This is a genomic window from Roseivirga sp., from assembly GCF_965216855.1.
Taxonomy (GTDB): domain Bacteria; phylum Bacteroidota; class Bacteroidia; order Cytophagales; family Cyclobacteriaceae; genus Roseivirga.
This window is the reverse complement of the sequence record NZ_OZ244204.1, coordinates 3,575,218-3,600,810: the sequence shown is the minus strand read 5'-3', so window position 1 is coordinate 3,600,810 and position 25,593 is coordinate 3,575,218. Positions and strand designations below refer to the sequence as shown.

Below are 25,593 nucleotides of genomic sequence, written 5' to 3'. Positions count from 1 at the left end.
AATGAAAACAAAGCAGTTAACACTTACCGATTTCGAAGCTAAAGTATTCAACTATAAAAAGAATAAAGAGTGGAAGTTTGAAGGCGACAAACCAGCCATTATAGACTTCTATGCCGACTGGTGTGGACCCTGTAAAATGATTGCCCCTATTTTTGAAGAATTGGCGGGAGAATATCCGGAAATTGACATCTACAAAGTGGACACCGAGGCAGAAAGAGAACTGAGCGCCATGTTTGGTATCAGGAGTATCCCTAGCATCTTGTTTATTCCTAAAGACGGCCAACCGATGATGCAAGCGGGTGCCTTGCCCAAAGAAGTTTTAAAAGACGTCATTAAGAAAGAGCTTCTATTACAAAACGTTGAATCATGAATACCATAAGCCATCACTTTTCAGGCATTGAACAAGAACAATTGGAAGAACAATTGATTAGCAGATTCAAAGAAATTGGCTTTGGAGTGCTTCATCAGATTGACTTTCAACAAACACTGTTGAATAAAATTCAAAAGGATATTGGCACCTATAAGCAATTACAGATTTGTAATCCAAATCTGGCTTATGAGGCTATCAAGCTGGAGCCATCAATCGGAATTCAACTGCCCTGTAATGTAGTGGTGAGAAAAGAAGGTGAGGGTTTTACAGTTGATATTCAAAGTCCATTTGACTCTATTCCAGAGAGTTCACCGCAAGCGTTAAAAGAACTGGCTTCAGAACTGGACCAAAAGATTAAGAAATTACTGGAAAGTGTAAGTTGACTTGAGAGATGGGTTAATCTCAATGAAGGAGTGACAGATCTGTCACTCCTTTTTTATTGTCGTCCAAGTTTCACCATAATTACATTATTACTCACCCATAGGCTATAATTCCATATTCCATCCGATATTTGAGTCAACAGTAAACCATCCGGTTGATTAGCTTGTTCTGTCAGCCATAAACTTATTGCCTATGCTTACCTGGTCAGATATCATCAAATTCGCCAATAACGGAAATCCTCAACCTGATAAAAGAGTAGAAAAAACTGAAGAGGAATGGAGGGAAATCCTCAGTTCCGAACAGTTTCAGATTGCCCGGTTAAAGGGTACAGAAAGAGCTGGTTCAGGAGAATTTTGCGAAAGGCATGAACCGGGTCTCTATGGCTGTGTCTGCTGTGGCACCCCTTTGTTTGATTCAAGGGTGAAATTTGAATCAGGTACTGGTTGGCCAAGTTTTACACAACCCGTGAAGGAAAATGCCATTAAGTATGAAAAAGACACCAGCTATGGTATGGTAAGGGTTGAAATCATGTGTAATACCTGTGATGCTCATCAGGGTCATGTTTTCCCTGACGGTCCTGAACCAAGCGGATTGAGATATTGTGTAAACTCAGCATCCATGCAACTACTTTCTACTGAGCTGACAGAAGCCACTGCCATTATTGGAGGTGGTTGTTTTTGGTGTACTGAAGCCGTATTCCAACGTGTACAGGGTGTGATTAAAGTAGAGTCAGGTTTTGCAGGTGGACAGATAAAAAATCCTACTTACCGTGAAGTAGTCAGTGGAAGAACCAATCATGCAGAAGTAATCAGGATTACTTACAACCCAAAAGAATTGACCTACGCAGATCTTCTCCGTATTTTCTTTGCTACCCACGATCCTACTACACTCAACCGTCAGGGTTATGATACAGGGAGTCAATACCGATCCATCATTATAGCAGCTGACGAAGAAGACCTGAAGACGGCCGAAGAAATCAAAACTGAAATGACTCAGTACTTTGATGACCCAATTGTAACGGAAATTACAGGACCCGCTGCTTTCTATCCGGCAGAAGATTATCATCAAAACTATTTCAACGACAACCCTAACCAACCCTACTGTCAGGCCGTCATTAGCCCTAAGGTTAACAAGCTGAGGTCTATGTTTAAGGAGGTATTAAAGCCAGAAGCCTGAGGCTAGAAGACCGAAGACGGAAGATGGAAGACGGAAGATGGAAGACGGAAGGCCGAAGGAGAAATCAGTTATCGGTTGATCAGAAAACAGGTGATTTTCAGGTATGCGTCACTCAGAGCGTAAAGCGGTCGGCTGATAAGCAAGACCGATTGTAGCGAAGAGTCTCCAAAGTAACTGATGCTGTAATTCCCCTTTAGACACTAGGGTGAAACAGCAAGAAATCGGAGGACCGAAGTTTCTTTGCGTTCTTAGTCAACTCAGCGGTAAGTTTTCAACCGAAAAGGTCGCAGAGAACGCGGTATTTGATTGGCACTCACTAAAAAGCTGATTTCTGATCGACTGATAACCTAATCCCCTTTCCTCAACACCTCAAACCGCCTTACTAATTCGTTTCCTGATTCATCAACCAGGACCAGTCGATGGTTACCATTAGCAGGTTGTAATGACATAACATGCTCACTTTGAGTATAACCAAGGTATTCTCCATCCAAATGCCAATGAACCTTAGTCGTTCTACTCTGATGCGTGGCCTCAAAGACAATTTTCCCCAGCTTACCGTCTTGTTCTACAGGAAGGTAAAAAGATGCATTTGGCTCAGGGTAAATCATCTCCATGGCTTTTAATTCAGTCAATTCATTGGCACAACCTGCCATAAATCCAGGAGGATCAGCATAAGTGGGGTTTTTCATTTTATAGTAATAGGCCAGCTTGGGAGGTAATTCAAACCAGCTTTTGGTAACTATCTCATTCAGAGGCAGACAACCGGTATTCACCTGATATCTTTCTGAAGCATCAAGATGAACAAGTTTATGAAAAGGGGAAGCAGTAGTGCGCAAACCAACCTTTGGAATAAATACAGTATCCACCTGCGTGGAATAAGGTGATGCCAGATAACCACTTTCCCGATCAACAGCAGCCGTTATCAATTCTGCTCTCGGCATATTGTACCAGGTAGTCTCAGGTAGGCGATCGAAAATATCGAACATAATTGGAGCCGCTGCCTTAATTCCGGTGAGGCCCGGTCTTCCTTCCCCATCAGCATTGCCCACCCAAACACCAACCACATATTCAGGTGTCACACCAATGGCCCAACCATCGCGATAACCAAAACTGGTACCTGTTTTCCAGGCTATTTTGTTAGAGCTTGAGTATAGCCTCCACGCAGCATCTTCATTAGGGCGATAAACTTCAAGCATGGCCTCAAAGGCAAACCAAATGGATGCAGCCGATAGATGGCTGGGTAACTCACTACTTTTCCTTTCATCGTTCCCCTCTCTCCTCACATCACCCCCGCGTAAGCGGGAATCCCCAGAAGTATGCTGCCCAACTTCCAAACTCGCAAAGTCGAAATCTTCTGCTTTATATCTTTCCCTATTGAAGTGATTCAGAGTACGTGACATGCCAGCGTATATATTGGTCAGATCCCAGAGTGTACCTTCTGAACCACCAAGGATCAAAGAGAGACCGTAATGTCCTGGGGGACGATTTAAAGTGGTCATCCCCATATCTCTCAGCTTCTGATGAAATTTAGGATAACCATACATCTTCAGCATTTCTACAGCGGGAATGTTCAGGGAGCGGGCAATGGCCATATCTGCATGCACGGCACCATCATAGGTTTTACTGAAATTTTGAGGGGCGAAGTCTCCAAAGAAGATCGGTACATCGGGGATTAAAGTCTTTGGTAATATCTGGCCTTCATCTAAAAGACTGGCATAGAGTAGAGGTTTTAAGAGGCTACCGGTGCTTCGGGGTGCCTGAATCACATCAACGAATTCCTGATTTTCGCGACCAGCTCCCCTGACATTACCCACATAGGCCATGACCTGGTTTTCCTTAACATCCAGTACTATAGCAGCCGCATTATGGATACCCTCTGTTCTGAGCAACTGTTGGTGGGCGTTTAAAATATGGCTAACATCTCTTTGGACATGAATATCCAGACCAGAATGCACTTGCTTTCCTTCTTCACCTGAATTAATCAGAAAATTGGTGAAGTGAGAAGCCAGTTGTGGTAAGTCCTGAGGTTTGTCCGGTAAAGGTTCAGATAATGCCAACTGGAGGTCGGTCTGCTCGAGATGGCCTTCTTCAAAAAGCTTCTGAAGCAATCTATCTCTTTTCGATTTTAATGGCTGAACACTTCTACCCGGATATAACATAGCGGGTTGATTGGGCAAAACCGCTAAGAGTGCCGCCTCAGCCCAGGAGAGCGAGGAAGGATTCCGCTCAAAATAACGCCAGGCCGCTGCATTGAGCCCTACTGTATTTCCACCAAAAGGGGCATGAGAAGCATAGAGTTCTAGAATTTCCTTTTTGGAATAGCGTAACTCCAGACGAGTAGCCAGTACCATTTCAATCAGCTTTTCAAAGACCGATCTATTTTTACCCTTCCGGTGTAGTCGAATAACCTGCATGGATATAGTACTACCCCCACTCACAACTTTCCCGGCCTGTATATTTTGCCTTATGGCCCGGCCAAAAGCCAAAGGGTCGACTCCTAAGTGATTGTAGAATCTCTGATCTTCAAATGAGATCAGAGCCGTGATATACTTGTCAGGTAATGAATCCAGTTCTGGAAACCGCCACTGACCATCACTGGCAATTCTGGCTGACAGCAAGGCACCATTTCGATCATTGACTACGGTAGCATACGGTTCATCAAAGAGTGTTTTCGGCAAACAGAAATAGTACCCTACTCCTAGTATGAGCAGGGTTACTATTAATGCTTTTCGATATTTCTTTATTCGTTTGATCACTTTTCTTGTACTGATATATAAGATCCCTCAGTCGTACTTGCTTCGGGATGACTTACCGGATACATCTTCAGCCTTTTGGAACCATCATTCCCGCGCATGCTGGAATCCCTCCACTCTGGCCGTCTGCTAAGCCTTCCCCCATGGGGGAAGGTTTGGATGGGGGCTATTTCCATTAAATCAATCCCAAAATCAGTTCACTCCTTTCACCTCTACCCATTTTCCGGCTTCCCTGCCATAAATCGTATTATCATACATGGCCTCTACTGTCACCACCGGCAGATAGTATTTCCCGCCATACGTGGCGTTCAGGTTGACTTTGAAGGTTTTTGAATCATTGGACCTCAGGTCAAAATACGTATAGACCCGATCATCTCTGATATCCCGATAGGTGTAGTTATTAACAGCTGATGCTCCCGGTATTTCGTTCAATCGGTCATTGAGTATTTCCCATCCGGATGGAAAAACCTGAGACAGCGCCAGATCTCGGTAAATCCCCTGACTACCGGTATTATAAACCGTTACTTCAGCTGTGAAGTCTGTTCCTTGGGCCAGGTTAGCCGGGTCAATAGGCACATTATTCCTGTCGAAGTATTGCACCTGCAACCTCAGTCCAGAATTTCCGCTGGTCTCCTGTCCTGTCAAAGGTTGACCTCTCTGAATCAGTCGTACAAAAAGAATTGATTCACCATTGTTCTTCACATTCAGCTGACCACTTTGATTGTCCTTAGCCATCTCTACCACCTTTATGGGTTTGGCAGTATCAAGCGTTTCATTCCTCCCATTGTTCACCTGATATTCAGCGGACAGGCTATTTCCAAAAGCCGTACTATTGAGGCCAACGAATTTAATTACACCCAATAGGCCATAAGCTGTGGTTTGAGTACTCAACCATCGGTCTTCACTTAAAGCATCGGCCACAGAGCGAAGTAAATTCATTCCTTCATCTCGCATATTAAGTAATCCCATGGTTTCCAGAATCATGGCATTATCCCTAAGCTGTGAACCATAGTAGTAATAGGTGGACTTTCGGCTCGACTGTTTTGGCAATGCATTAATCATCTCCTTAGCTACCTGCACTCTTCCGGTCAGGGCATAAGCAGCAGCTAACCTCCATTTCGCTTCCAGACTCAGGTTAGAATCTTCTCTCAGTCTATTCATCGCTCCCAACTCCGGTGACTGAGCCTTGGCCAAAGTATAGAGTCGATAGGCCTGAACGATATCATCATTGTACTGACCATATCTGGCCCATTGTCTGGCTCTCTTGCCCTGATAACTTTTCCAGCTATTAAAAAGGGCGGTTGGCACATCATAGCCCTTCTCTCTGGCTTCCAGCATAAAGTGACCTGCGTAGTTTGTTCCCCACTCATTGTCGTCACTCTGCCCTGGCCAATAGGCAAACCCTCCTTCTGCTGTCTGAAACTTACTTAGTCGGTCAATTGCTGCAATGATGTTCCTTTGTATCTCCCGCTCCTTTCTCTCACTCACTTCCATAATACTGGACAAGAATAACTGAGGAAACACTGATGATGTGGTTTGCTCAATACAACCATGAGGATAACTAACCAGATAGCCAAGTCTTTTACCCAGGTTGATTGGAGGAAGAATTGACAGCTCCAATTCCGTAGAATTTGTACCGTTCATGCCAATGGCTTCAAAAGCCTGCTCCCAGCTTTCTCCTGGTTGAAGAGATGTCTGAAGCACGGAAGTCACCGGAGGATTAGGGTTTCTGATCTGAATCTCAATTTCATGGGTGGCTACCTCACGCCCCGATCTCGCTATGATTTCAACTTTACCTACACCCAGTTCAGGTTTTACCTCCAGGCCGAAATCAACCAGTTCATCGCCTAATGAATTGAATTTCAGAGTTTTCTTATTATTGTCCGCCAATTGAAGAGGTCCACTGACCTTAACTTCTACTTCTGCCTCCTTCACGAAATCTTCCAACGCGAAGACCGAAACCGGCAGATTGAGTTTCTCACCCGGCCCCAACACTCTGGGCAGTGTTCCTAAAACCATCAAAGGCTTGCGAACCGGTGTTGCCTTTTCAGAGCTTCCATAAGCTCCTCCATCCCCTGCAATAACCATCGTGCGGACTGAACCTATATAGTTCGGCATTTCAATGGTATGTGATGCCTTTTTTCCTCTCTCCAGTTGAAAAGGCCCGAGATGCTTAACCACCGGTTTAAATCGATTGGCTTTTGCACTTTCCGGTCTTGCCCCTGATCCGTCACCACCCAGCGCCAATAGTCTGGAAAGGTCTCCATTAAAAGCGCCAATGACATCGTCATAGATATCCCATGATTTCACTCCCAGGGCCTGACGAGCATAGAATGTATTCCAAGGGTTGGGAGTATTGAAGCGGGTAATATCAAGCAAGCCCTCGTCTGCCACTGCAATGGTATAGGTCATCGGCTTACCATTGAGTTCGCTCACTTCCACCTTAAAAGACTCCTCAGGCTTGAGTACCTCCGGCATAGTAATCTCTGGCCGCAAAACTGTTCTATCATCCGTGACATTAATCGGCACTATGCCATAAAGTCTAATGGGTAAATCATTTCTGGTCTGAGCATGTGGCTGTAATAAAGTGGCATTGATGTAGACATTAGGTGCCATTTCAGGAGTCACTTCAAAACTAAATTCGTTCGACCCATTTTTGGTCTCAACCCAATGGGCCTCAATTACCTTACTTCCATTCTCTATGCTCACTAATGCCCGGCCCTGCGTACTGGCAGGTATGCGTAATGTTACTTCCTCCCCAACCTTATAATCTTCCTTATCAGTAGAGAAGTTGAGCAATGAAGCTCCTCCCGGACGATTATTGCTTGCCGACCAACCAGGCCAATCAAAGTAGGTCACCGATCCGGCAGAATGTCCTGAGCGAATATCTCTTACTCTGATATAGTATCGGCCCCAGTCCTCATTAGGAACATTGATCTGCACCTGCGCTTTACCATTTTCCGTAGTAATTCTTTGTCTGAAATAAGGGCTGTTCTCATTCCTACTTACATAATAGGCCAGATTATCTGACCTATCCCACCACCAGCGCCATTGCAGCTTAAAGGCTTCTATGACGAGTTCTGAACGATCTACCGGATTACCTTCAGCATCAACTGACACAATATCCAGCACATGATCTCTCTCGGTCAATAGCTGCCCCCTCCTGTTTCCTTCAGGCTTCTTCAGTCCCACGAAATGGGTGTAAGGGTAGAAAGGCACTGAAAACTGATCAATACTGAAATCTCCTCCCGGCTCGTAAACTTTACCGCTAAAGGTGGCCATCAACATACCAGGAGCATTAGGCTGTGTTACCAGGCTGATGGGCACCTTAGCTTTGCCCTCGGCATCGACTCTCCCTTCAAAAATCCGCTCTGTTTCAGGGTAATATTCTTTGGCGACATCATCGAATGAATAAGCCGGGTAATCTTCGAAAGTGGTTCTGGCCGGATTCAGGTAAAGATCGAATTCGGCTTTGAGATTCTTAGCCGTTGCACCGGTCAGCCATTTTACATTAAGATCTGCATTGACTTCCTGGGTCCCGGCAGCAATTCTATCACGTCCTAAGTCAAAATTGATCTTAAGGCGGTTTGGTTTAATGGTCTCAATTTTAATCCTTTTGGTGAAAGAAGACCCTCCCACATTAACTCTTGCCAGCCAATTTCCGGTAGGATCATCATCAGCGGTCTGTAGCTGGAAAGGATAGAAACCTCCAACTGACTGAGTACTAACTTTTCTGTCTTTGAGATTACCCGATGGGTCCAGGAATTCTAATACCACCGGATGGTCATCAGGTATGTTGTTGTCTTTGTCTTCGAGAATAAAATCGAGATAAATAGGATCACCAGGCCTCCAGACTCCACGTTCTCCATAGATAAAGCCTTGTATGCCTCTTTCAACTCTGGCACCTCCCACGTTGAAGTTACTCACCGATAATGAAGTACCATCCGTTAACTTGAGATAGCCTCTTTCAACGCCCCGAACTGCTTCTAAAAGGAATGGCTTACGTTGTGTATCGAGGATTATTCTTCCCTCTGCATCTGTTTGAAGGGTCTGCAATAGTTCTTGCTGATAATCATAGACATTCACCGATAGCCCTGAAATGGGCTTAGTGGTTTTGAGGTCTGTCACAAAAGCAGTAAGAGTTCTGTTGTTTCCAAGCTTGGCTATCATACCCAGGTCTGAAGCCAACACATTGGTTTTCACCATTCGCTGGGTGCCGGCATAGTAGCTCTCATGGCAGGGATTTTCACGCTCGCGCCAATCATAGTTATAGCCATAGTTATAATCATAGTAGCTATCGTATTCTCCATGATTACCAATGTCGAAAGTGTTCCAGTTATCTTCTTCTATCGCTCCTTCAAGATTCATTTCTGGCTGGTTGCCTTCGCATTGATATAGTGAAAACTCTTGTCGAAGATTTAACCTGACCTGATAAATAGCCCCTCTTTCCGGAGTGATCAGGTTGGCTAGATCAAGCGTAAAACGGTTCCAGCGACTGAAGTCAGTCACTCCAGACTCATCCAGCAAAATCGCCTGCTTAACGATTGGCTTACCCACCCTTCTCAGTTGATCATTGCCATCCAGTTCATTGACTTGAAGAAACTGGAAGACATTGGCCTCTGATACCTTGATAACCGTCACTTCAACTGCCCGAACATTTACCGCATCAAAAGGTAGAATTAAGCCATCTGAGCTGGGGAGGATACTTCCCTGCTGGGTCAATCTAACTTGTGGCTTAATCTGGCTAAAGTTCACTACCTGCTGACTGCCTTCAGCCATTCGAAAGTCGAGCTGATTCCGAATGCCTTCATAAACCCTGACTAGTTTATTCCCATTTAAATCGGTGGAAGGATAAACGCGCACTTCATTTCCTTCAATCAGAAACCTTGGGTTATTATCTCCTTCCAGGGTGATCAACCCATTGAGGTCCTGTCTTTCGTTCAGTGGGTCTGAGAAGTTAAGCACCACATAAGGATCTGCACTCTTTTGCAATCTGGCACTAATGAGTGAAAAGTCATTCAGGGAAGGAATAGTTACGCTTCCCTCACGATTCCGGTCAGCACCAAAAACATTTCCCTCCACAAAAAAGTCTACCTCCGAAACTTCCTCCTTTCGATCGACTGAAAGCACAGTGAATGAATGATTTTTACCAGTAGTTTCATCAAAATCCCAAGTCACATTGAGTCGCTTACCCTCCTGCTCAAAGGTTACTGCCTTGGCCAATGCTACTGTATCTGCAAAGTCAGCCGTATTAAATGTTCCTCTAATCACTTGTTTGCGCATGGGATTAGCCTCATCACTGTTGATCCCGGTAATATCAAGGTCGAAATCCTGAGCAATCACATTGAAGGTAAACTCAAAGGGTTTGAGGTCTTTGGCCAGTTCAATTTCCAGTCCGTCTAACTTTAGTTTACCAACATAAGCGGCCCCATTAGGTAAAGGCCGACCGGGCCTGAACTCGACCACTCTTGGGGTAACCCAACGTGTCTCCCCCTTTATAGAAGGAGAGAAGCTTAACAGGTCTTTTCTCTGGTTGGTTGTCGGTACATTTTCGGCCAGTTGCACTGTAATCACCGATTGGCTTGAAATTTTTCCCGTGGTATAGGCCGAAATCACATCAGCATACTGCTCATCAGCCACCCGATCATAGGTTTCGGGAGCTTTCTTACGGGTTTGACAGGCATTGAATAAAACGAATAGGGAGAGGAGACAGAGGGCTCTCACAAAAGGAACTTTGCTGCGCATATTAACTCAAGTTTGGAGGATGATAAAGAGAAATTAAGTTAGGGAAAATTGCCCCTACGATCTAATAACTAGGATTTTAGTTTTTATTGTGTGTATCAATAAAAACTAATTCTTATTAATTCTATGTATTGAGAAAAGTCATGAATTGGAAGTAAGTATTCGGCTGTTCTCTCCTCCTCCGCCCTTCGGGCACCTAGGACATGAGCCGAGGCATTCCTTACTCAAACCAGCTCAGCCTTTTAAGGATACTTATTGGATAATTTTTCCGCGAAAGTTCCGGCCTTAGATGTCCCCCGCTGGCGGGGGTTAGGGGGTGGACAAAAACCTCAGTCATAAGAGTGAATGACTACATTAATCCTCCTCCGCCCTTCGGGCACCCTGCCTTTGCCGGCAGGCAGGCTCCTCCCAAGGAGGACATAACACGAAGCCTTCCTTGCTCAAACCAACTCAGCCTTTTAAGGATACTTATCAGGATAATTTTTCCGCGAAAGTTCCAGCCTTAGATGTCCCCCGCTGGCGGGGGTTAGGGGGTGGACAAAAACCTCAGTCATGACTCGTCCTAAAATAAGTTTACAGATTTGACTTATAGTTTTCTAATGATAATACAATAATAGTTAATCCTGATATTGGTTTACAGTTGGTTTGTTATTTGGGTAATAGTTCTTCCACTTTCTTAATACTTCTATGTTCTTTGACTGGTGTATCTCTGAAGGGATCCTATTGTTAATACTCATATGAGGCCTTTCACTGTTATAAAGCCTTATGGTTTGCCTAAGTAGTTTTCTTGCTTGTTTAAGGCTGTTGACTTGGTAGTTTTCTAAGTATTCCCCTTTTATGATTCCGTTAATCCTCTCAGCTACAGCATTCTGTTTTGGGTCTCCGTTTTCTGTCATGCTGATTTTAACCTTGTGTCTTTTCAGAACCTTGACATACTCACCGCTGCAATATTGCAACCCTCTATCTGAGTGATGTATGAGGCCATTTAGAGAACCTGTTGCTTCCCGAATTGCCATCTTCAGTGCTTTGACCGATGCTGCTGCTTCCAGAGTTTTATCTACCCTAAAGCCTACTATCTTATGTGAGTATGCATCGGTAATAAAACTGATATACAGATATCCTATGGAGGTTTTCCAGTAGGTGATGTCGCTTACCCAAAGTTGGTTTACCGATAATGGGGCGAACTCCTTAATCAGGTTTGGATACTTGCGAAGCCAGTGAAAAGAGTTGGTAGTACGCATTCTGTTTTTCCTTCTTCTCACCAATAGGCTATTGGCCGCTAATAGATCGAAAAGGGCATCTCTACCCATTTTAATCTGATGATCAAGCATAAATGGTTCTAGGAGTTGGTATAACTTTCTGGTTCCTATACATGGGTGCCGTTTTCGGATCTGCATTACCTGCTTGACAACAAGCTCCTGTTCAAAGGTCTTCTCTTCCCAAAACCAGTAGTGCTGATAGTATGATTGCCTGGTCACACCAAATAACAAGCATAAACGCCCCAGAGCAATGCGTTGATGCCTTTCCTTTAAGGTGGTAATTACTTGGTGCCTGACTTTTTTCTAATCGGTATTTTTAGCTCCTTTTCTGCAATGTCGATCATCAACTCATAGCCTTCGGCCTTGAGTTTGGCCATTTCTAGCTGCTTTTCAAGTTCCTTGATCTTACGCTGAAGTTCTGCTGGGTCTTTATCGTCTGTAGGTTTGTTCAATGTGCCCATAGGTTGTCCAAATGAAGGTAACAGTATTTGTTGTCTTGACACAGCATCTTCAACATAACCTAACTTTCGCATCCAGTTCAATAACTGACCGTGTTCTTCATCTTGGCCGGTGTACTTCTTCCATATCTCTGCTTTACTCAAATCTCCTGAAAGGTACTCCTTAATCATTTCCTCACGCTCTATCCATGAAATTGAGCCTCCATGCCTAATCTTGTTTTTGTCCATTTTCTCTTAATAGGTTGGTGTAAACCTATTTCAGGACAAGACAGTCATAAGAGTGAATGACTACATCAATCCTCCTCCGCCCTTCGGGCACCTCCTCCCAAGGAGGACATAAGCCGAGACATTCCTAAAACAAACAACCTCAAGCCTTAAGGATACTGATTTATCTATTCCTTTTGCAACGGAAGCTTTAACCTTCTGTTGACGATAAGTCTCGTTCGATTTGCTCTATTACTTCCTGAATCACTTCTCTTACACGATTGATCTGGGTAAGCACTTCATCATCTTCAAATCGAATCACACGAAAGCCAAGTGACTCTAATTTTGCTTGTCTGATTTCATCGTTGTTAGCCACTTCACCATAAGTATGAGTTATTCCATCAACTTCGATAATAAGATTAAGAGGGAGACAAACAAAATCAGCTATATACTGATCTATAGGCCTCTGTCTCCTAAACTGATACCCCTTCAATCTTCTTCCTTTGAGCACGTACTTCCAGAGACAAGCTTCCGCCTTTGTCATCCTGGACCTAAGTGCTTTAGCATTCAACTGTAGGCGTGGATTGTAGTGATGGTTTTCGTGTGCACTCATTGAGGAATTTAGGAAATAACTCCAAATTCTCCTCCTCCGCCCTTTGGGCACCCTGCCTTTGCCGGCAGGCAGGCTCCTCCTAAGGAGGACATAACACGAAGCTTTCCTTACTCAAACCAACTCAGGCTTTAAGGATACTTATCAGGATAATTTTTCCGCGAAAGTTCCAGCCTTAGATGTCCCCCGCTGGCGGTTTAGGGAGTCAATCGTACCAGTCCTCATACTCTCTTGGCTTATAAGCATACTGCTTTCTTCTGCGGAAATAATGCTTAAGCCCAAACTGGAACCCATTAGAATAATATAGTGCCTGATTGAAGAATTCAAACTGCCCCGTGATGTAGGTGAACTTCTTAATTGGGAAAGAGAAGTTACCTGTCAGGCGCAAGAAACTATCGGTATAGCTATCATAGAAAGCTCCCGCTTCAACACGAGCATACAGTTTTCTGGATTGGTCGCGACCGTATGTCCACGCCAGTCCTCCTCCTCCATAAAACCTGTTTTCAATAATCCAGAATGGATTACCATCTTCTTGCAAAGCGTTCGCCCCCGAAACAAATGCCTCAGCAAATGGAGAGAATCTGGAACCTGTACCCAGTTTTGTATTGTAGAAGAACCGGCCCGTCAGGGAGGCTTCTAAAGCTCCGGTTGTATAATGAGTGAGTACGGGGGATACGGAAGTCTGGAATGTTTTTCCATAACCACTTTCATAATAGCCAATCAACTGACCCCAATAGACCTCCCGGCTAATGGCAGGTCCTGTTTTTACCGGGCTAAACGTATAGGCCAGCGATTTAAAGTTCTTCTCGTTAGAGATAGAAATACCAGCTCCAACGGTCAGGAAAGTATTTGACACATCATCTTGTTCCAGGCCAGCCATGGCATGGAATATAGGCTTAGTCGTGTTCTCACGAGTCTGATATCTGTATCGGAAGCCATACAATGAGTGAGGCACATTATTACCGTCAAAAACATTGAGATTCAGATCGGAAATATCGCTGTAGGTTACCGACAGACTATGCTGGTTCAGACTATCTGTTTTCAGATTATAAGTCACCGAGTTATTCCAAACTGACTGATTGAAGTTATCAACCACATAATCGGTGTTATACTGAATAGAGCTGTTCTCCTGATAGCGTAATTCGTTCCTTAGCGACTTTAATGTATCCTGATAAATGACTGAAGGTGTTTTCACAATCAGGAACTTTCTGATATCAGATTCAAAGGTTCTCACCTCCGAACTTAGCCTTTTCCTGAAGTCTTCCTTTAACAGAGTAGTGTCAGGCAATTGATTGGCTATCAATGAAGCTCTTTCGAATTCTCCGATATCATACCAGACATTACTCACAAAGTCTTTGACCTCATAGTCCAGTGGATGATCAGCAATATACTCCAGGTACACAGATTCCATCTTGTTAAAGGCTTCCAGGTCAATCCACCATTGCAGGATGGTCTTCATTGGAACCTCATCACTGAAATCAGACCAGAGCAGCGCTTCCTGCAACAAACCCTCATCAGAGAATGCATAGGTTATGGTAGTGGCCATAGGTTGAAGTAATGGATATTGTGCCGGGTTTTTCTCTCTGAGTTCAGTTGTTAAATGCTCAGGCTCAAAATCAATCAGGTAGCGAATATAAAGAGCATACCCTTCTTCCGAACCAGATAGGCGAAGTCTGTTCAGGATAGCCTTCACATAATCCAGATAAGGCTCAGAGTAAAAGAAATTGAGGTATTCTTCAATGAGCTCAATATTGTATGGGTCTTCCTCAATCATTCTTCTCAACCATAGCTCATTAAGCTCAACTGTCGGGTAAAATTCTGTTTTGAGATAGTAGTTGACATAGCTTATAGCTAACGTCTGCGACTTATTCTGATAGATATCATCAAAGAAATTCCAGACCTCACCAGGCTTTTCCTGATAAGCCAGATAGAGTGCATATTGATCAAAGTTTACACTATCAATCTGGTCTTGAGGCTCCAATCTACTACGAAGCATATCCGTGGCTGCCTTTAGGTTTTCATTAGATACATACCAGGCCACAGAGTCTTCAATAACAGGCTGCTCTTCCACCAACAACTCATCAACCGCTATCTCCTCTTCTATGAAATTATCTCTTTCATCAACATATTCTTCATATTGCTCATTCACTATGGCAAACACTTCAGACAGGTCATACTTGCCCAGGCCTTTCAACCTGACACTTTCGGTGAATATCACCTGTGGTTCAGGTGACTTTAGGGTATAGAGAACACCACCGAAGAAAGGTGTTCGGCTAAAAGTGATGTTCAACTTCTCCAGTTCATTTTGAACCCTTAGCTCATTCCCTTTTTCTACAAACAGGTTCCAATAGAAGTTTCTATTGGTCCACTGCTTCTTACTAACTCTGGTAACATTGAAACCATCACCATTTTCTTCATAACGATATTGACTATTTCTCCAGTCACGGGTTATTCTTCCTCCCGTAGTCACTTCTACAAATCGGGTAGATGGATGTCGCTCCACAACAGTCTCAAGGTAATTCATCCACTCCTCAAGCATACCAGGCCTATTGTTGGTCGAAGCATGCCAGCCTAAACGCTCAGCATTCCTGTATCCATAGTCACCAGCTGATGTATTGGTACTATCTGGCAGTTGATATACATCGTCAGGGTGAATAAAGTGAGTCCATATACCGGTAAAAAGATAAAGTGATTCCTGGTTATAGGTTTTGAAATCATTGAAGGTATAGCCACTTGTTACCCTGGGAAAGTCGAACAGCCTTGGCTCTAAGGGGTCAATATCAAACTCCCTTCCTCCTCCTTCATGAATATCACCATCGTAGGTTGAACTCATAAATTCTACCTCCGGCATGGCGTTGGCAAAACGCACTAACCCAACACTGTCTATTTCATTTGATGGTGGCACATAGCTGGTAGGGAAAGCTCCGAACCGATTGACCTTCCATTTCTTTCGGGTGGCGTTCAGGGCGGCCTCAATATATTCCGGAGTCTGCCAGATATCTTTAGTCAAAGACTCATGATTGTAGCCATGAAAGGCCAGTTCAAACTGATTTTCCAGTACCTGATTCACCATCCAGTCTGTGCTGATTACCGTACGGTTATTCTTTATGGTTCTATTAAGATCCCATTCCTTAAAAATGAAGGGAGGTTGCTTTAATTGATTATAGTTAAAGCATGGATATACCGAATAATCTATATCGAAGCGGTTAGAAACCTTTAGCATATCTGGCCACCAGATATTCATCACAAAGTCGGCTTCAGTAATTCCAAACTCCTTATTAATCGGCTCGGACCTGATATCGTAGAGAGGATTGGGAAAATCGTCAATAAAGACACTGCTGACATTGGCTATAGGATAAGGAACTCCCTGAAGCCCTTTTAAAGCCGGAGCAAAGAGCAAGCCCCTGTCCTGTCTTTCAAGCTCCATACCGGTATTGAAGTGTATTACTCGACCATTTCCAATAGAATGCTCAAAAATGACCGGCTGTTGAGGATCAGTAGCCGATACCGCCAATATTTGAATATCAGATTTGAAAGCCTCAGCCTCAAGCCCTGTGTTTTTCTTGAGTTGATAAATCGTCTTGCCCTCTATTCCCGGCAATAGGTTAACCCTGAAGCTAATACCTTGTGAGGTCAGGTTATAATTATAGTCTGCTCCGGGTTTAATACCTGACAGGAAACCAGCACTTTGATCTTCATTCAGACTAGGGAAGATAAGGGTGCCTCCTGCCGCTACAAATTCAGTCAGTATTTCTTTACTCTCCTCATTTAAGGGGGAAGTATTATTGATATAAACTACTCTGGTTTCAAAAGGAAAATAAGGATCATCATTGAATGCCGTAATGGGGATTGAGGCATAAGGTATTTTACTATAGTCAAAGACCTTAGCCAGTTGAGTGGAGTAAGACCTGCTCAGGTCAAAACCTTCATCTACCAGATAGACCACAATAGGAGACTGAGCTTCAAATTGCTCCTCTTCTACCTCGCTCTCTGGTTCAGTATTGCAACCAACCATAGCCAACCCCAACACCAGAAGTAAAAGCAACCTTATCCGATGATATGTTAACCAACCCATCATAACATCTCCTCCAGTTTTGCCTGCCCCGGATTATTAACAATTTCAAAGACCTTGAGATTATCCTTTTGAAAGAACAACCTGATCTCTCTTCCCTTTTGACGGAGTGTTTCGATCTCTCCTGCCACACGCTGATTCAATGTTGGGTTAATGGTAATCTTAGAGTTGAACTCAACAGAAACATTGTCATACACAAAGACCAAGAGGCTATTGGGCACTATGTATTCTGTATTCCTAACCAGAAAATCCCTATCGTCTTTATACTCAAAATAGATGGAATCTCTTTCCGGATAACTATCCACAAAATCATCATAAGAAATGAAGTTGTGAGAATCCTTACTCATGGGTAGCATATTGTTGGCATTCACCACCGCATAGCCATAAGGAATGTAACTGGCTTTGATCATCTGATAGGCCTCAAGCACATTTTTACTGAGTTGGCCCGTTCTACCCGATTGAGAAAGCAGGCTCTTTTGACTAAAATAGGCTCCTCCAAAAAAGAGAGCAAAGATTAAGGGTGCGGAGAACCAGTCTGAAATTCGAATTCTGGTTACGCGTGTATTGAAGTAGTAATATATGAGGTAGAATACCAGACCAAAGGAACAGGCTATAAATACCGGCAAGACTTCATTGAACAGATCTTTATCGAAATAATCAAAACCAGACTTACTAAAGAGTATCAAGACATTGACATAAACTAGAAAAGCCAGTGGGCTGGCCCATTTACGCCTGTTTCTTCTAAATAAGATGGTCATAATAACAATGGCCACTGAGCTCACTACCTGATAAATAGCGAGAATGGTATCATAGCCCAGAATCATATTTCCGGTGGTAGTGGTAGCGGTAATGGAAAGCAGATTGGAGCGAACAAAAAGCCAGAAATCCATTTCTTTCACATGAGCCGAATAGGCATAAGTGAGAAAGATAATACCTCCCCCAACCACATAAGCCCATAATGCCTGGAAATAGAAGTTCCATCGCGTATTTCTCACAATAGCAATCATGACCACGAAAAAGGGTGGAATCAAAATCAGAAAAGTGAAAATATCGATCAGGGCAATGGCAGCAAACAAGGCCACCATTGATGGAAAATAAGTCTTTGGCTTTGTCTTATAAAGTTTCCATGGCTTTCTGATGAACACAATAGCCGGAAGCAAAAAGGTCATGGCCATAAAGGTGGACTTGCTGTGTGTAATCTGGGCTACGTTAATTGGAGCGAGATTAAAGAACAAGGCAAACATAAGTGAGGCCAGCAAAGGAATGGTAATCAGTGAGTTTGTCATCTGATCGATAAACCAGAAGATGACGAAACACAGAATAAAGACCTGAAAGAGCGCAAACGACTCAAGGGCCATTTCCGTACTGATACCGGTAATCAAGCCATAAAAACTCATAAAGGCATATTGTCCTGTCATGGTCATGTCAGGAGAAAACCATTGCTGATCTTCAATAGATTTCAGGATATTCAACTCCTGGAACCAGGGCGCTGACAGTTGATAATTATCGAACTGCATCAGGTAAAAGCGCATGAGCATAGCCGCCATACAGGCCATTGTGGCCACAAGAAATTCAGTCTTAATACCAAATCTTGATTTTCCTTTGTGTCTTCTGATATTGATGATTGGATCTTCATCTTCTACATTCTCAATCACTCCGAGAAGAATAATCTGTTTCCTCCTGAGCCAGGCCATGCCATTCAACTCAACATCGGTAAAGCCGGCAAGCCTTAAGCCGAGAAAAAGTATCATCATAGCCAGTACCGTCAATAGATCATACCCATTGAATTGCACGAGTATATAGACCACAATTAAGGTTGCACTACCATAAAATGCCCAGAAATTACCCATAGTCTTTACCTGATTCTGAGAGGGCTTCCCTTTAAAAAAGAGCCTCTTCAGAATATACAGGAAGAGTATCCATAAGAGCATTCTTATGATTCCGATAAAGATGGTATCGGTGTAGGGTATATTCATTTATACTCGGGCAATCGATCTAGTTCAATATTTCCTATAAAGTAGTCCCACTTCAATCTCGCTGCCTGGCTCTTTACTTTGTTGAACATGCTTTGTGAATCGGCATATTCTATGAGAATGATGGGCAGGGCAAACTGATTATGGACTACGGTCAGATCATTTATTCTTTCGATGGATTCACTGGTCCTCCGCATTCTATAATCTCCCTTATCGAAGTTGTAATCTGTAACCACCGACTCTATCGCAATAGAGTTGATAAAATCCTTGGCTCTTGGTACAATCTGTAAACCGGCATTTTGCATTAGGTGCAGTCCCGGATATTTGGCCTTTATTTCGCTGAGAAAACTAACATAAGAGGCAGTCTTTTCGGCATGTGCACCCCAGGGACCATAAGCATCTACCGTATCCAGGAATAGACCTGTAAACCCTTTTTTGACAATCTTATCTACCAAGCCCATTAACAGATTACGGGTCTTGGGATCGTCTAAGTCCAGATAATAACTATCCCATAAAGGGTTTTTACCCAGGGTCTTATCTTTGATCTGATCGAAATAATCACGGCTTTGACTAACTTCTCCAACACTGAGGTAACCCAGCACCTGCTGGTTATTTTCCCTGATCAGTTTGACATCGAATGGATTGAAATGCTCTGATTCCAGAATGACATATTTGTATTGCTGAATTTTATCCGGGTTGAGATCGCCATAGCATACCAATACAGTGGCATTCTGGTATTCCTGACAGTTGACACTGGTCACAGAGAAGATGGCTAGCAGGGAAGCAATTTTTTTAATAAGCGGCATAATAGAAGTAGTCAAGATTTTTAAAGAATTTCAATGTAGACCAAAGAGTCATTAACATATAAACTGCCGAACCAACTGCAAAACCAATTACGCTGTATTCATAGGAAATCAGTCGACTGGCTGCCAGACCAACTACTATATTCACTAACCATGCCACTACAATGGCATTCAATGGTTTGGCTGGCTGATTGAGTGTAAATAAGTAGAGAGAGTTTAACATACCCCATGCCACCAAAATATATCCAAGCCCACCAATAAGGCTTACTTTAATACTAATAAAGTCAAGACCTTCGTCAAAAGCCCTTTCGTATCCGAGTCTTTCCCAAATCACCAGGTATAAGACAAAGGTCATCACCAATCCAACGATGATGAGGATCAGAACATGCTCCCAGTACATTCTCAACGATTTGGCATTGAACACATGAGCCTTGTTATAGGCAACCTGCTTTTGCCGGAGATCACTGAAGGTACTGAAGGAGGCAATACTGAACTCAAGTACACCTACCAATAAAAAGAATATGAGAATGGCGATGTCCATTCCAATTTCATAATCCTTTTCGTAGTAGACGATATAGGGTAATACACCGCTGTTAGAAGTAGACCAGGCCAGGAAACGATCGGTAAAAATGAAAAGGAAGAACACCAACCCATAGAAGAAGTAGCGATAATTCCTGTAGACCATAGCAGCACTTTTGGAAGTGGCACGATTGAATACCTTGGTCTTCTTCACCCTTCGGTTGAAAAACCAATTGAGGTAAAGTAACATCAAACCAATGGCCGTCCAGATACCGATCCAGTGAGTATAATAAGTATCCAGCGATGTATAAAGATGCAAAGCCAAGGCCAGCGTAGCGGCAATGACAAAGGCCACTGTAATGGCCCAACGTTCTTTTAAGGGGTGAAATACTGCGGATAACAGCAACAGTGTACCGATAGAAAAAGCGTAAGCATATACTAACCAGAGAAAACGGTATGGATAGAAATTAGCAAAGAAGTTGAGTATCAGGGCCAGTAAACTCAACACCCCCATAAAAGTCAGTCCATCACGAATGACGAGAATGGTGCTCTTACGGGCCATATCAAAATCATTGCTATACCAATAATGCGATACTTGTCTACCAATAACCTGAACAAATCCCCCTGTACCAATCAATCCGAAAATTACCCCTAGCACAACCGCTGTTGATTGAAGCTGATTGAAACCTGTGTATGTCCACATGGAGTAGCCAAATACAATAATGGTGGCAATTTGTAAGAAGACGGGCACACCATGAAAGAGACCCATTGGGTAATAGTAAAAGAAGTAACGTGTCTTTATTTTGAGATAGTCTGAAGCAGCAGTATTGGTTGCCTTGAATTGTTCATTGACCTCAAGCGTACTGGGATTTTCTTCCAAAAACTGCGGATCAGTAATTTGAGCATATACCATTTTCGCCAGCTCCTGTAAGTCATCAACGCCATAATCCTGGCTGGCATCTACCTTACGGATACTCATAGACTCCAGCATGGCCCTCACCACATTCACGTTGACGGGCTTTCCGATCTTGTCATAAACATCAAACCCCAGTTGCTTTATTTTCTGAACCTCCACCATCTATGACACCTTCCTTTTTACTTGTTTTCCGGCAAACACCTCTTCATAGATACGCTCATAAGACTCGATAAAGATTTCCAATGTGAAATTATCAATCACTCGTTGTCTTCCATGCTTACTCATACTTTCGCGAAGGGCATCATTGCTCAACAATTCAACGACCTTCTCTCCTATTGCTCTGGCATCCCGGGGCTTACAAACAAAACCCGAACCTGCATCAATCGCTTCTGCAACACCTCCTACATCGGTGGCCACCACAGGCACCCCACAACTCATCGATTCTATCACGGTAAAAGGGAATCCCTCTGAAATTGAAGTAAGAATAGAAATGTCACCTTCACTGAAAATGAGATGTGGCTTATTGTGATAACCTTTCAAAAAGAAGTTATTCTCAAGCTTTAATTCTTTGATGAGGTCTTCACATTTTTTGGTGTATTCAGGTACGGCATTCTTGTCGCCATAAACCAGATATTGAACGTTAGGGATTTTCTCTCTGACGATCGCACATGATCTGATCATGGTCAAGATATCCTTTAACTCGAAAATCCTGGCTGCCGCCACTACAGTAGGTATTCCCTTTAAATGATCCGGTTTCTCCCTGGGACTGAATCTTTCATGATCGACACCATTGTAAGTAATCTCAATTTTATCTTCAGTAGCGCCATACATCAGCTCCCAGGTAATGTTAAACTGATTAACAGACAGTATCTTATCTGCCTTGTAATAGGAAAGACGAGTAATGGCCTCGGTCAGCTTAATCAGGAAATCCTTAATAAAGTAGCTATAATCAGACCTGTTGATATAGAGCAGTCGCTCACGAACATAAACACCATGTTCGGTAATCATCAGAGGAGTTCCGTACCTGTATTTTAAAACCAAAGCTGGTATCAGAGGAAAGCCCGACAGGGTAATGTGGCACAGGTCCTTTTTACTGATAGGGATAGAAAAAGGAATAAGAAACCTATAAAGCCACCTCAATCCTACCGTGACATCGAACAGACTGGCGGTAAATGAACCATCTCTTTCAGCCTCACTTGTTGCCTCAGCCTTAAAGGCATCCCAAACAGACTTGGCCTGTAGCGTCTCCTTATAATCGTACTCCTGAAAGTACTCCCACATTTCATAGAAGACCAGATCCATCATCCCCATATTGGTTGTCTCTGCATAGACCAACTGAATGAATTTCTCGAAAATGGGAACGAATCGTTCTCTGATTACCTGAGAGGTGGTTTGCTCTTTTTTCTTGACCACTTTATAGTAATCGCGTCTAAAGCTCATATAATCCTGCGGCTCATCAGGGGCCCATAGCGGCACCTGAATAATTTCTTTAACGGAAGGACTGAGTTCGAATATAGGTTCGGGTTCGAAGCCTGCATTAATGGAGTATAATGAGAAATTGGCATTTGACACACGGTCACACAGCATGTGACTCCAGGTGGAAATGCCTCCTCCATAAAATGGATATGTACCTTCTGAAATTAGAAGTACATCTAACTTATCTGTAGCCGGGTCTTTCAAGTGCTTTGGTTAAAAAAGCCGCACTAGTCAGATATTATTTCGAATATCGTATAGCACAAGCTCTTAATCTTTATTAAGATATTCATCAGCGCTTTTTCTTCAAAATTAAATGATACAAAAGGCAGACACAGTCCAACATTTTATCATCATATTTCAATCAAAGCACTCTGTTTTTCAATAAGTTAACGAATTCTAATTTCCCTTGTCTTTACAACAGATAAGTTTCAGGATTTAGAGCTTATGCAACCATTAAGCCAGCACCGGCATCTACCGGTCAATCAAAACTCAAAACCAAACAACACCATGATAAGGTCATATCTCAAAACTACTTTGCGGACTATTCAGAAAAGTCCGCTATCGTCATTCATCAATATTTTTGGACTGGCAACAGCTTTGGGAGTGGCCATCATGGTCTATGCTTTCATAGATCTTGACCTCAGTATGGATCAGTTCCATGAAAACAGAGAAGAGATCTACCTGGCCACTTCCTACCTCGACAGAAGTGGAGATGTGAGGCATCATGGTATTGTTCCCGCTCCCTATGCCGAAGTATTAAGAAACGATTTTCCTCAAATCAGTCAGGTGGTGAGACTGGAAAGGCGCAGTGGTATTCTCAAATCAGGCCCGAATGTCTTTAATGAAACCTTCACTTTTGCCGACCCTGATTTCCTCAGCATGTTCACATTCCCCCTGGCCTCAGGAAACAAAGAAGCGCTGGAACAGCCCAACAAAATCATACTCAGCCATAATACAGCCATCAAATATTTTGGTGAAGAAAACCCGGTTGGCAAGGCCATGACTTTCGACTTTGAAGGAAATAAATACACTTTTGAAGTAGCGGGAGTTGCTGAAGAATTTCCCAGAAGAAGTAGTCTCAGCTTTAATGTATTAGTCAATTTTGGTCAGTTAGAAATCATTGATACTGATTATAAGCTCAGCGACTGGAGTCATTTTCTGGATGCTGTTTACATCAGAACCAATGATGAAAAGAATATAGATCAAATTGCCTCCTCTGTTCAACAGTATGTACAGGTACAGAATGAAGTTCAGAAAGACTGGCCGGCCACAGAATTCTCATTTATCTCCTGGACCAGTCTATTTGTAGCAGCCGAGGACATGAGTAGTGTGATGACAGGACAAGGCGATTCCATAGCCAGAATGGTCTTAACCGTAATCGCTTCCTTTGTACTGGTATTAGCAGTCTTTAACTACATCAACATTGCCATAGTATCAGCCACCAAACGGCTAAAAGAAATTGGTGTACGAAAAGTAATGGGCGGCACCAGAAAAGCCCTGGTATTTCAGTTCCTCACAGAGAATGTGGTCCTGACTCTTTTTGCGCTGTTACTTGGCTTTATTTTGGCCATTACCGTACTCATCCCCGGATTCGATAAGCTATTCGATATTGGTATGGATTTTCATTACGATCAGCCACGTTTATGGTTGTTTCTACTGGTTCTGGTCATTTTCACGGGTTTATTGTCAGGCGCCTATCCGGCTCTTTATATTTCCAACTTTAGTGCTGTTAATATCTTCAGAGGGCGACTCAAATTTGGGGGTAAAAACAGGCTGACGAAGGTATTTCTCACTTTCCAGTATATACTGGCTATGATAGCTGTTGTGGGTGGAATACTCTTCACACAAAACACCCAGTTTCAAAAAGCACGAGACTGGGGCTATGACCAAAACAACGTCATCTCGGCCTTTGTCAATAATGACACTCAGGTTAAACAGTTAATGAATGCCATGAGCCAAAACCCAAAAGTGGAAAACATGGCTGGCTCCTATACTCAGATTAATCAAAATACATCCAGACAAATTATTGAGGTAATTGATAAAAAGCATGATATCCAGACCATGTTAGTCGATGCCAATTATGTAGAGACATTTGGTCTTAACCTTTTAGAAGGTCGCAATTTTGACAAGCAAAGAGAGAATGACTTTCAAAATGTTCTGGTCAATGAGAAAATGGCTAACCTCCTTAACCCTGAAGGTGCTTTGGGAGAACAGTTTAAAATGGATAGTCTAAATTACACTGTAGTCGGCATTCTGGAAGACTTTCATCAATGGTCTTTCTTCGATCCTATTGAACCAATGATTGTGCGATTGGCGAAGGAAGATCAGTTTAGGTATATCTCACTCAAAGTAGCCAATGGCACACTACAGTCCTCCTTCGAAGATCTGAAAACCACCTGGACAGAACTCTTTCCGGAAAAACCATTCAATGCCTACTATCAGGAAACTTCGCTCGATTGGTATTTCAGAAATATCGAGGGGCATAGCAGGTTGATGCAATATGTAGCAGCTATCTGTATCATGCTCTCCTGCCTCGGGCTATATGGTTTGGTATCGCTCAATGTGGCCAGCAGAGTCAAAGAATTTAGTATCAGAAAAGCCTTAGGAGCCGGACTTAAAAACCTGATCTATGTGATCAACAAACAATTCGTCATCTTCCTGAGTATTGCATTTATTATTGGTATTCCGCTCAGTTATATGCTAATGACGAGCCTCTTCGATCAGGTTTATGCCATCCACGTACCGATTACCTGGTTGCCGTTTTCCATTGCCCTGGTACTGGTAGTCATTATGGTAGGAATTACCATCTCTTCTCAGGTAAGAAAAGTAATGAAAACCAGCCCGACTGAAGGATTAAGGAGTGAGTAGGAAGTAGTTAGTA

14 protein-coding genes are annotated in these 25,593 nt (G+C 43.1%); 4 read left to right on the top strand and 10 right to left on the bottom strand.

Features of this window, described 5'->3' with window-relative positions; all coding sequences use genetic code 11:
* The first annotated feature begins 1 nt into the window (after position 1).
* From trxA to ACOOEY_RS15905, 3 genes are all read left to right on the top strand, one after another.
* The gene (gene trxA / locus ACOOEY_RS15915) at positions 2–370 is read left to right on the top strand and encodes a thioredoxin (protein ID WP_420385711.1); all 369 of its coding nucleotides are present in this window, start codon (positions 2–4) and stop codon (positions 368–370) included.
* A complete protein-coding gene (locus tag ACOOEY_RS15910; protein ID WP_420385710.1) occupies positions 367–753 on the top strand; it encodes a DUF302 domain-containing protein in 387 nt (128 codons plus the stop codon). Before trxA ends, ACOOEY_RS15910 begins: the two co-directional genes overlap by 4 nt.
* Positions 754–943: 190 nt before the next feature.
* Complete coding sequence (locus ACOOEY_RS15905) at positions 944–1,927, top strand: bifunctional methionine sulfoxide reductase B/A protein (RefSeq protein WP_420385709.1); 984 nt, start codon at positions 944–946, stop codon at positions 1,925–1,927.
* Between the two features lie 347 nt (positions 1,928–2,274).
* On the opposite strand, the gene pbpC is transcribed toward ACOOEY_RS15905, so the two are convergent.
* The 10 genes from pbpC to pelF form a co-directional block, all read right to left on the bottom strand.
* Positions 2,275–4,683, bottom strand: a complete 2,409-nt coding sequence (gene pbpC, locus ACOOEY_RS15900) for a penicillin-binding protein 1C (protein WP_420385708.1) — start codon at positions 4,681–4,683, stop codon at positions 2,275–2,277.
* Positions 4,684–4,872: 189 nt separating this feature from the next.
* Positions 4,873–10,425, bottom strand: a complete 5,553-nt coding sequence (locus tag ACOOEY_RS15895) for an alpha-2-macroglobulin family protein (protein ID WP_420385707.1) — start codon at positions 10,423–10,425, stop codon at positions 4,873–4,875.
* Between the two features lie 614 nt (positions 10,426–11,039).
* Entirely contained in the window at positions 11,040–11,963 is a 924-nt protein-coding gene (locus ACOOEY_RS15890; protein WP_420388627.1) for an IS3 family transposase, read from the bottom strand.
* Positions 11,963–12,367 (bottom strand): hypothetical protein, encoded by a 405-nt coding sequence (locus ACOOEY_RS15885; protein ID WP_420385706.1) that lies wholly within the window; start codon positions 12,365–12,367, stop codon positions 11,963–11,965. The genes ACOOEY_RS15890 and ACOOEY_RS15885 overlap by 1 nt, the downstream gene beginning before the upstream one ends.
* 187 nt (positions 12,368–12,554) lie before the next feature.
* Positions 12,555–12,956, bottom strand: coding sequence for an endonuclease domain-containing protein (locus ACOOEY_RS15880; RefSeq protein WP_420385705.1), 402 nt, complete (start codon positions 12,954–12,956; stop codon positions 12,555–12,557).
* A gap of 202 nt (positions 12,957–13,158) precedes the next feature.
* Positions 13,159–17,031 (bottom strand): DUF2194 domain-containing protein, encoded by a 3,873-nt coding sequence (locus ACOOEY_RS15875; protein WP_420385704.1) that lies wholly within the window; start codon positions 17,029–17,031, stop codon positions 13,159–13,161.
* Entirely contained in the window at positions 17,028–19,001 is a 1,974-nt protein-coding gene (locus ACOOEY_RS15870) for a hypothetical protein (RefSeq protein ID WP_420385703.1), read from the bottom strand. The genes ACOOEY_RS15875 and ACOOEY_RS15870 overlap by 4 nt, the downstream gene beginning before the upstream one ends.
* Positions 18,998–19,804, bottom strand: a complete 807-nt coding sequence (locus tag ACOOEY_RS15865; protein WP_420385702.1) for an endo alpha-1,4 polygalactosaminidase — start codon at positions 19,802–19,804, stop codon at positions 18,998–19,000. The genes ACOOEY_RS15870 and ACOOEY_RS15865 overlap by 4 nt, the downstream gene beginning before the upstream one ends.
* Positions 19,791–21,398 (bottom strand): exopolysaccharide Pel transporter PelG, encoded by a 1,608-nt coding sequence (gene pelG, locus ACOOEY_RS15860; RefSeq protein WP_420385701.1) that lies wholly within the window; start codon positions 21,396–21,398, stop codon positions 19,791–19,793. The genes ACOOEY_RS15865 and pelG overlap by 14 nt, the downstream gene beginning before the upstream one ends.
* Positions 21,399–22,916, bottom strand: a complete 1,518-nt coding sequence (gene pelF / locus ACOOEY_RS15855) for a GT4 family glycosyltransferase PelF (protein ID WP_420385700.1) — start codon at positions 22,914–22,916, stop codon at positions 21,399–21,401.
* 303 nt (positions 22,917–23,219) lie between these two features.
* Between pelF and ACOOEY_RS15850 the strand changes: the two genes are divergently transcribed.
* Complete coding sequence (locus ACOOEY_RS15850; RefSeq protein ID WP_420385699.1) at positions 23,220–25,580, top strand: ABC transporter permease; 2,361 nt, start codon at positions 23,220–23,222, stop codon at positions 25,578–25,580.
* Positions 25,581–25,593 lie beyond the last annotated feature (13 nt).

Bases quoted from the DNA above. Each gene is read 5' to 3' on its own strand.
- trxA (WP_420385711.1), top strand. From the start codon at position 2: ATGAAAACAAAGCAGTTAACACTTACCGATTTCGAAGCTAAAGTATTC.
- ACOOEY_RS15910 (WP_420385710.1), top strand. From the start codon at position 367: ATGAATACCATAAGCCATCACTTTTCAGGCATTGAACAAGAACAATTG.
- ACOOEY_RS15905 (WP_420385709.1), top strand. From the start codon at position 944: ATGCTTACCTGGTCAGATATCATCAAATTCGCCAATAACGGAAATCCT.
- ACOOEY_RS15895 (WP_420385707.1), bottom strand. From the start codon at position 10,425: ATGCGCAGCAAAGTTCCTTTTGTGAGAGCCCTCTGTCTCCTCTCCCTA.
- ACOOEY_RS15885 (WP_420385706.1), bottom strand. From the start codon at position 12,367: ATGGACAAAAACAAGATTAGGCATGGAGGCTCAATTTCATGGATAGAG.
- ACOOEY_RS15880 (WP_420385705.1), bottom strand. From the start codon at position 12,956: ATGAGTGCACACGAAAACCATCACTACAATCCACGCCTACAGTTGAAT.
- ACOOEY_RS15875 (WP_420385704.1), bottom strand. From the start codon at position 17,031: ATGATGGGTTGGTTAACATATCATCGGATAAGGTTGCTTTTACTTCTG.
- ACOOEY_RS15870 (WP_420385703.1), bottom strand. From the start codon at position 19,001: ATGAATATACCCTACACCGATACCATCTTTATCGGAATCATAAGAATG.
- ACOOEY_RS15865 (WP_420385702.1), bottom strand. From the start codon at position 19,804: ATGCCGCTTATTAAAAAAATTGCTTCCCTGCTAGCCATCTTCTCTGTG.
- pelG (WP_420385701.1), bottom strand. From the start codon at position 21,398: ATGGTGGAGGTTCAGAAAATAAAGCAACTGGGGTTTGATGTTTATGAC.
- ACOOEY_RS15850 (WP_420385699.1), top strand. From the start codon at position 23,220: ATGATAAGGTCATATCTCAAAACTACTTTGCGGACTATTCAGAAAAGT.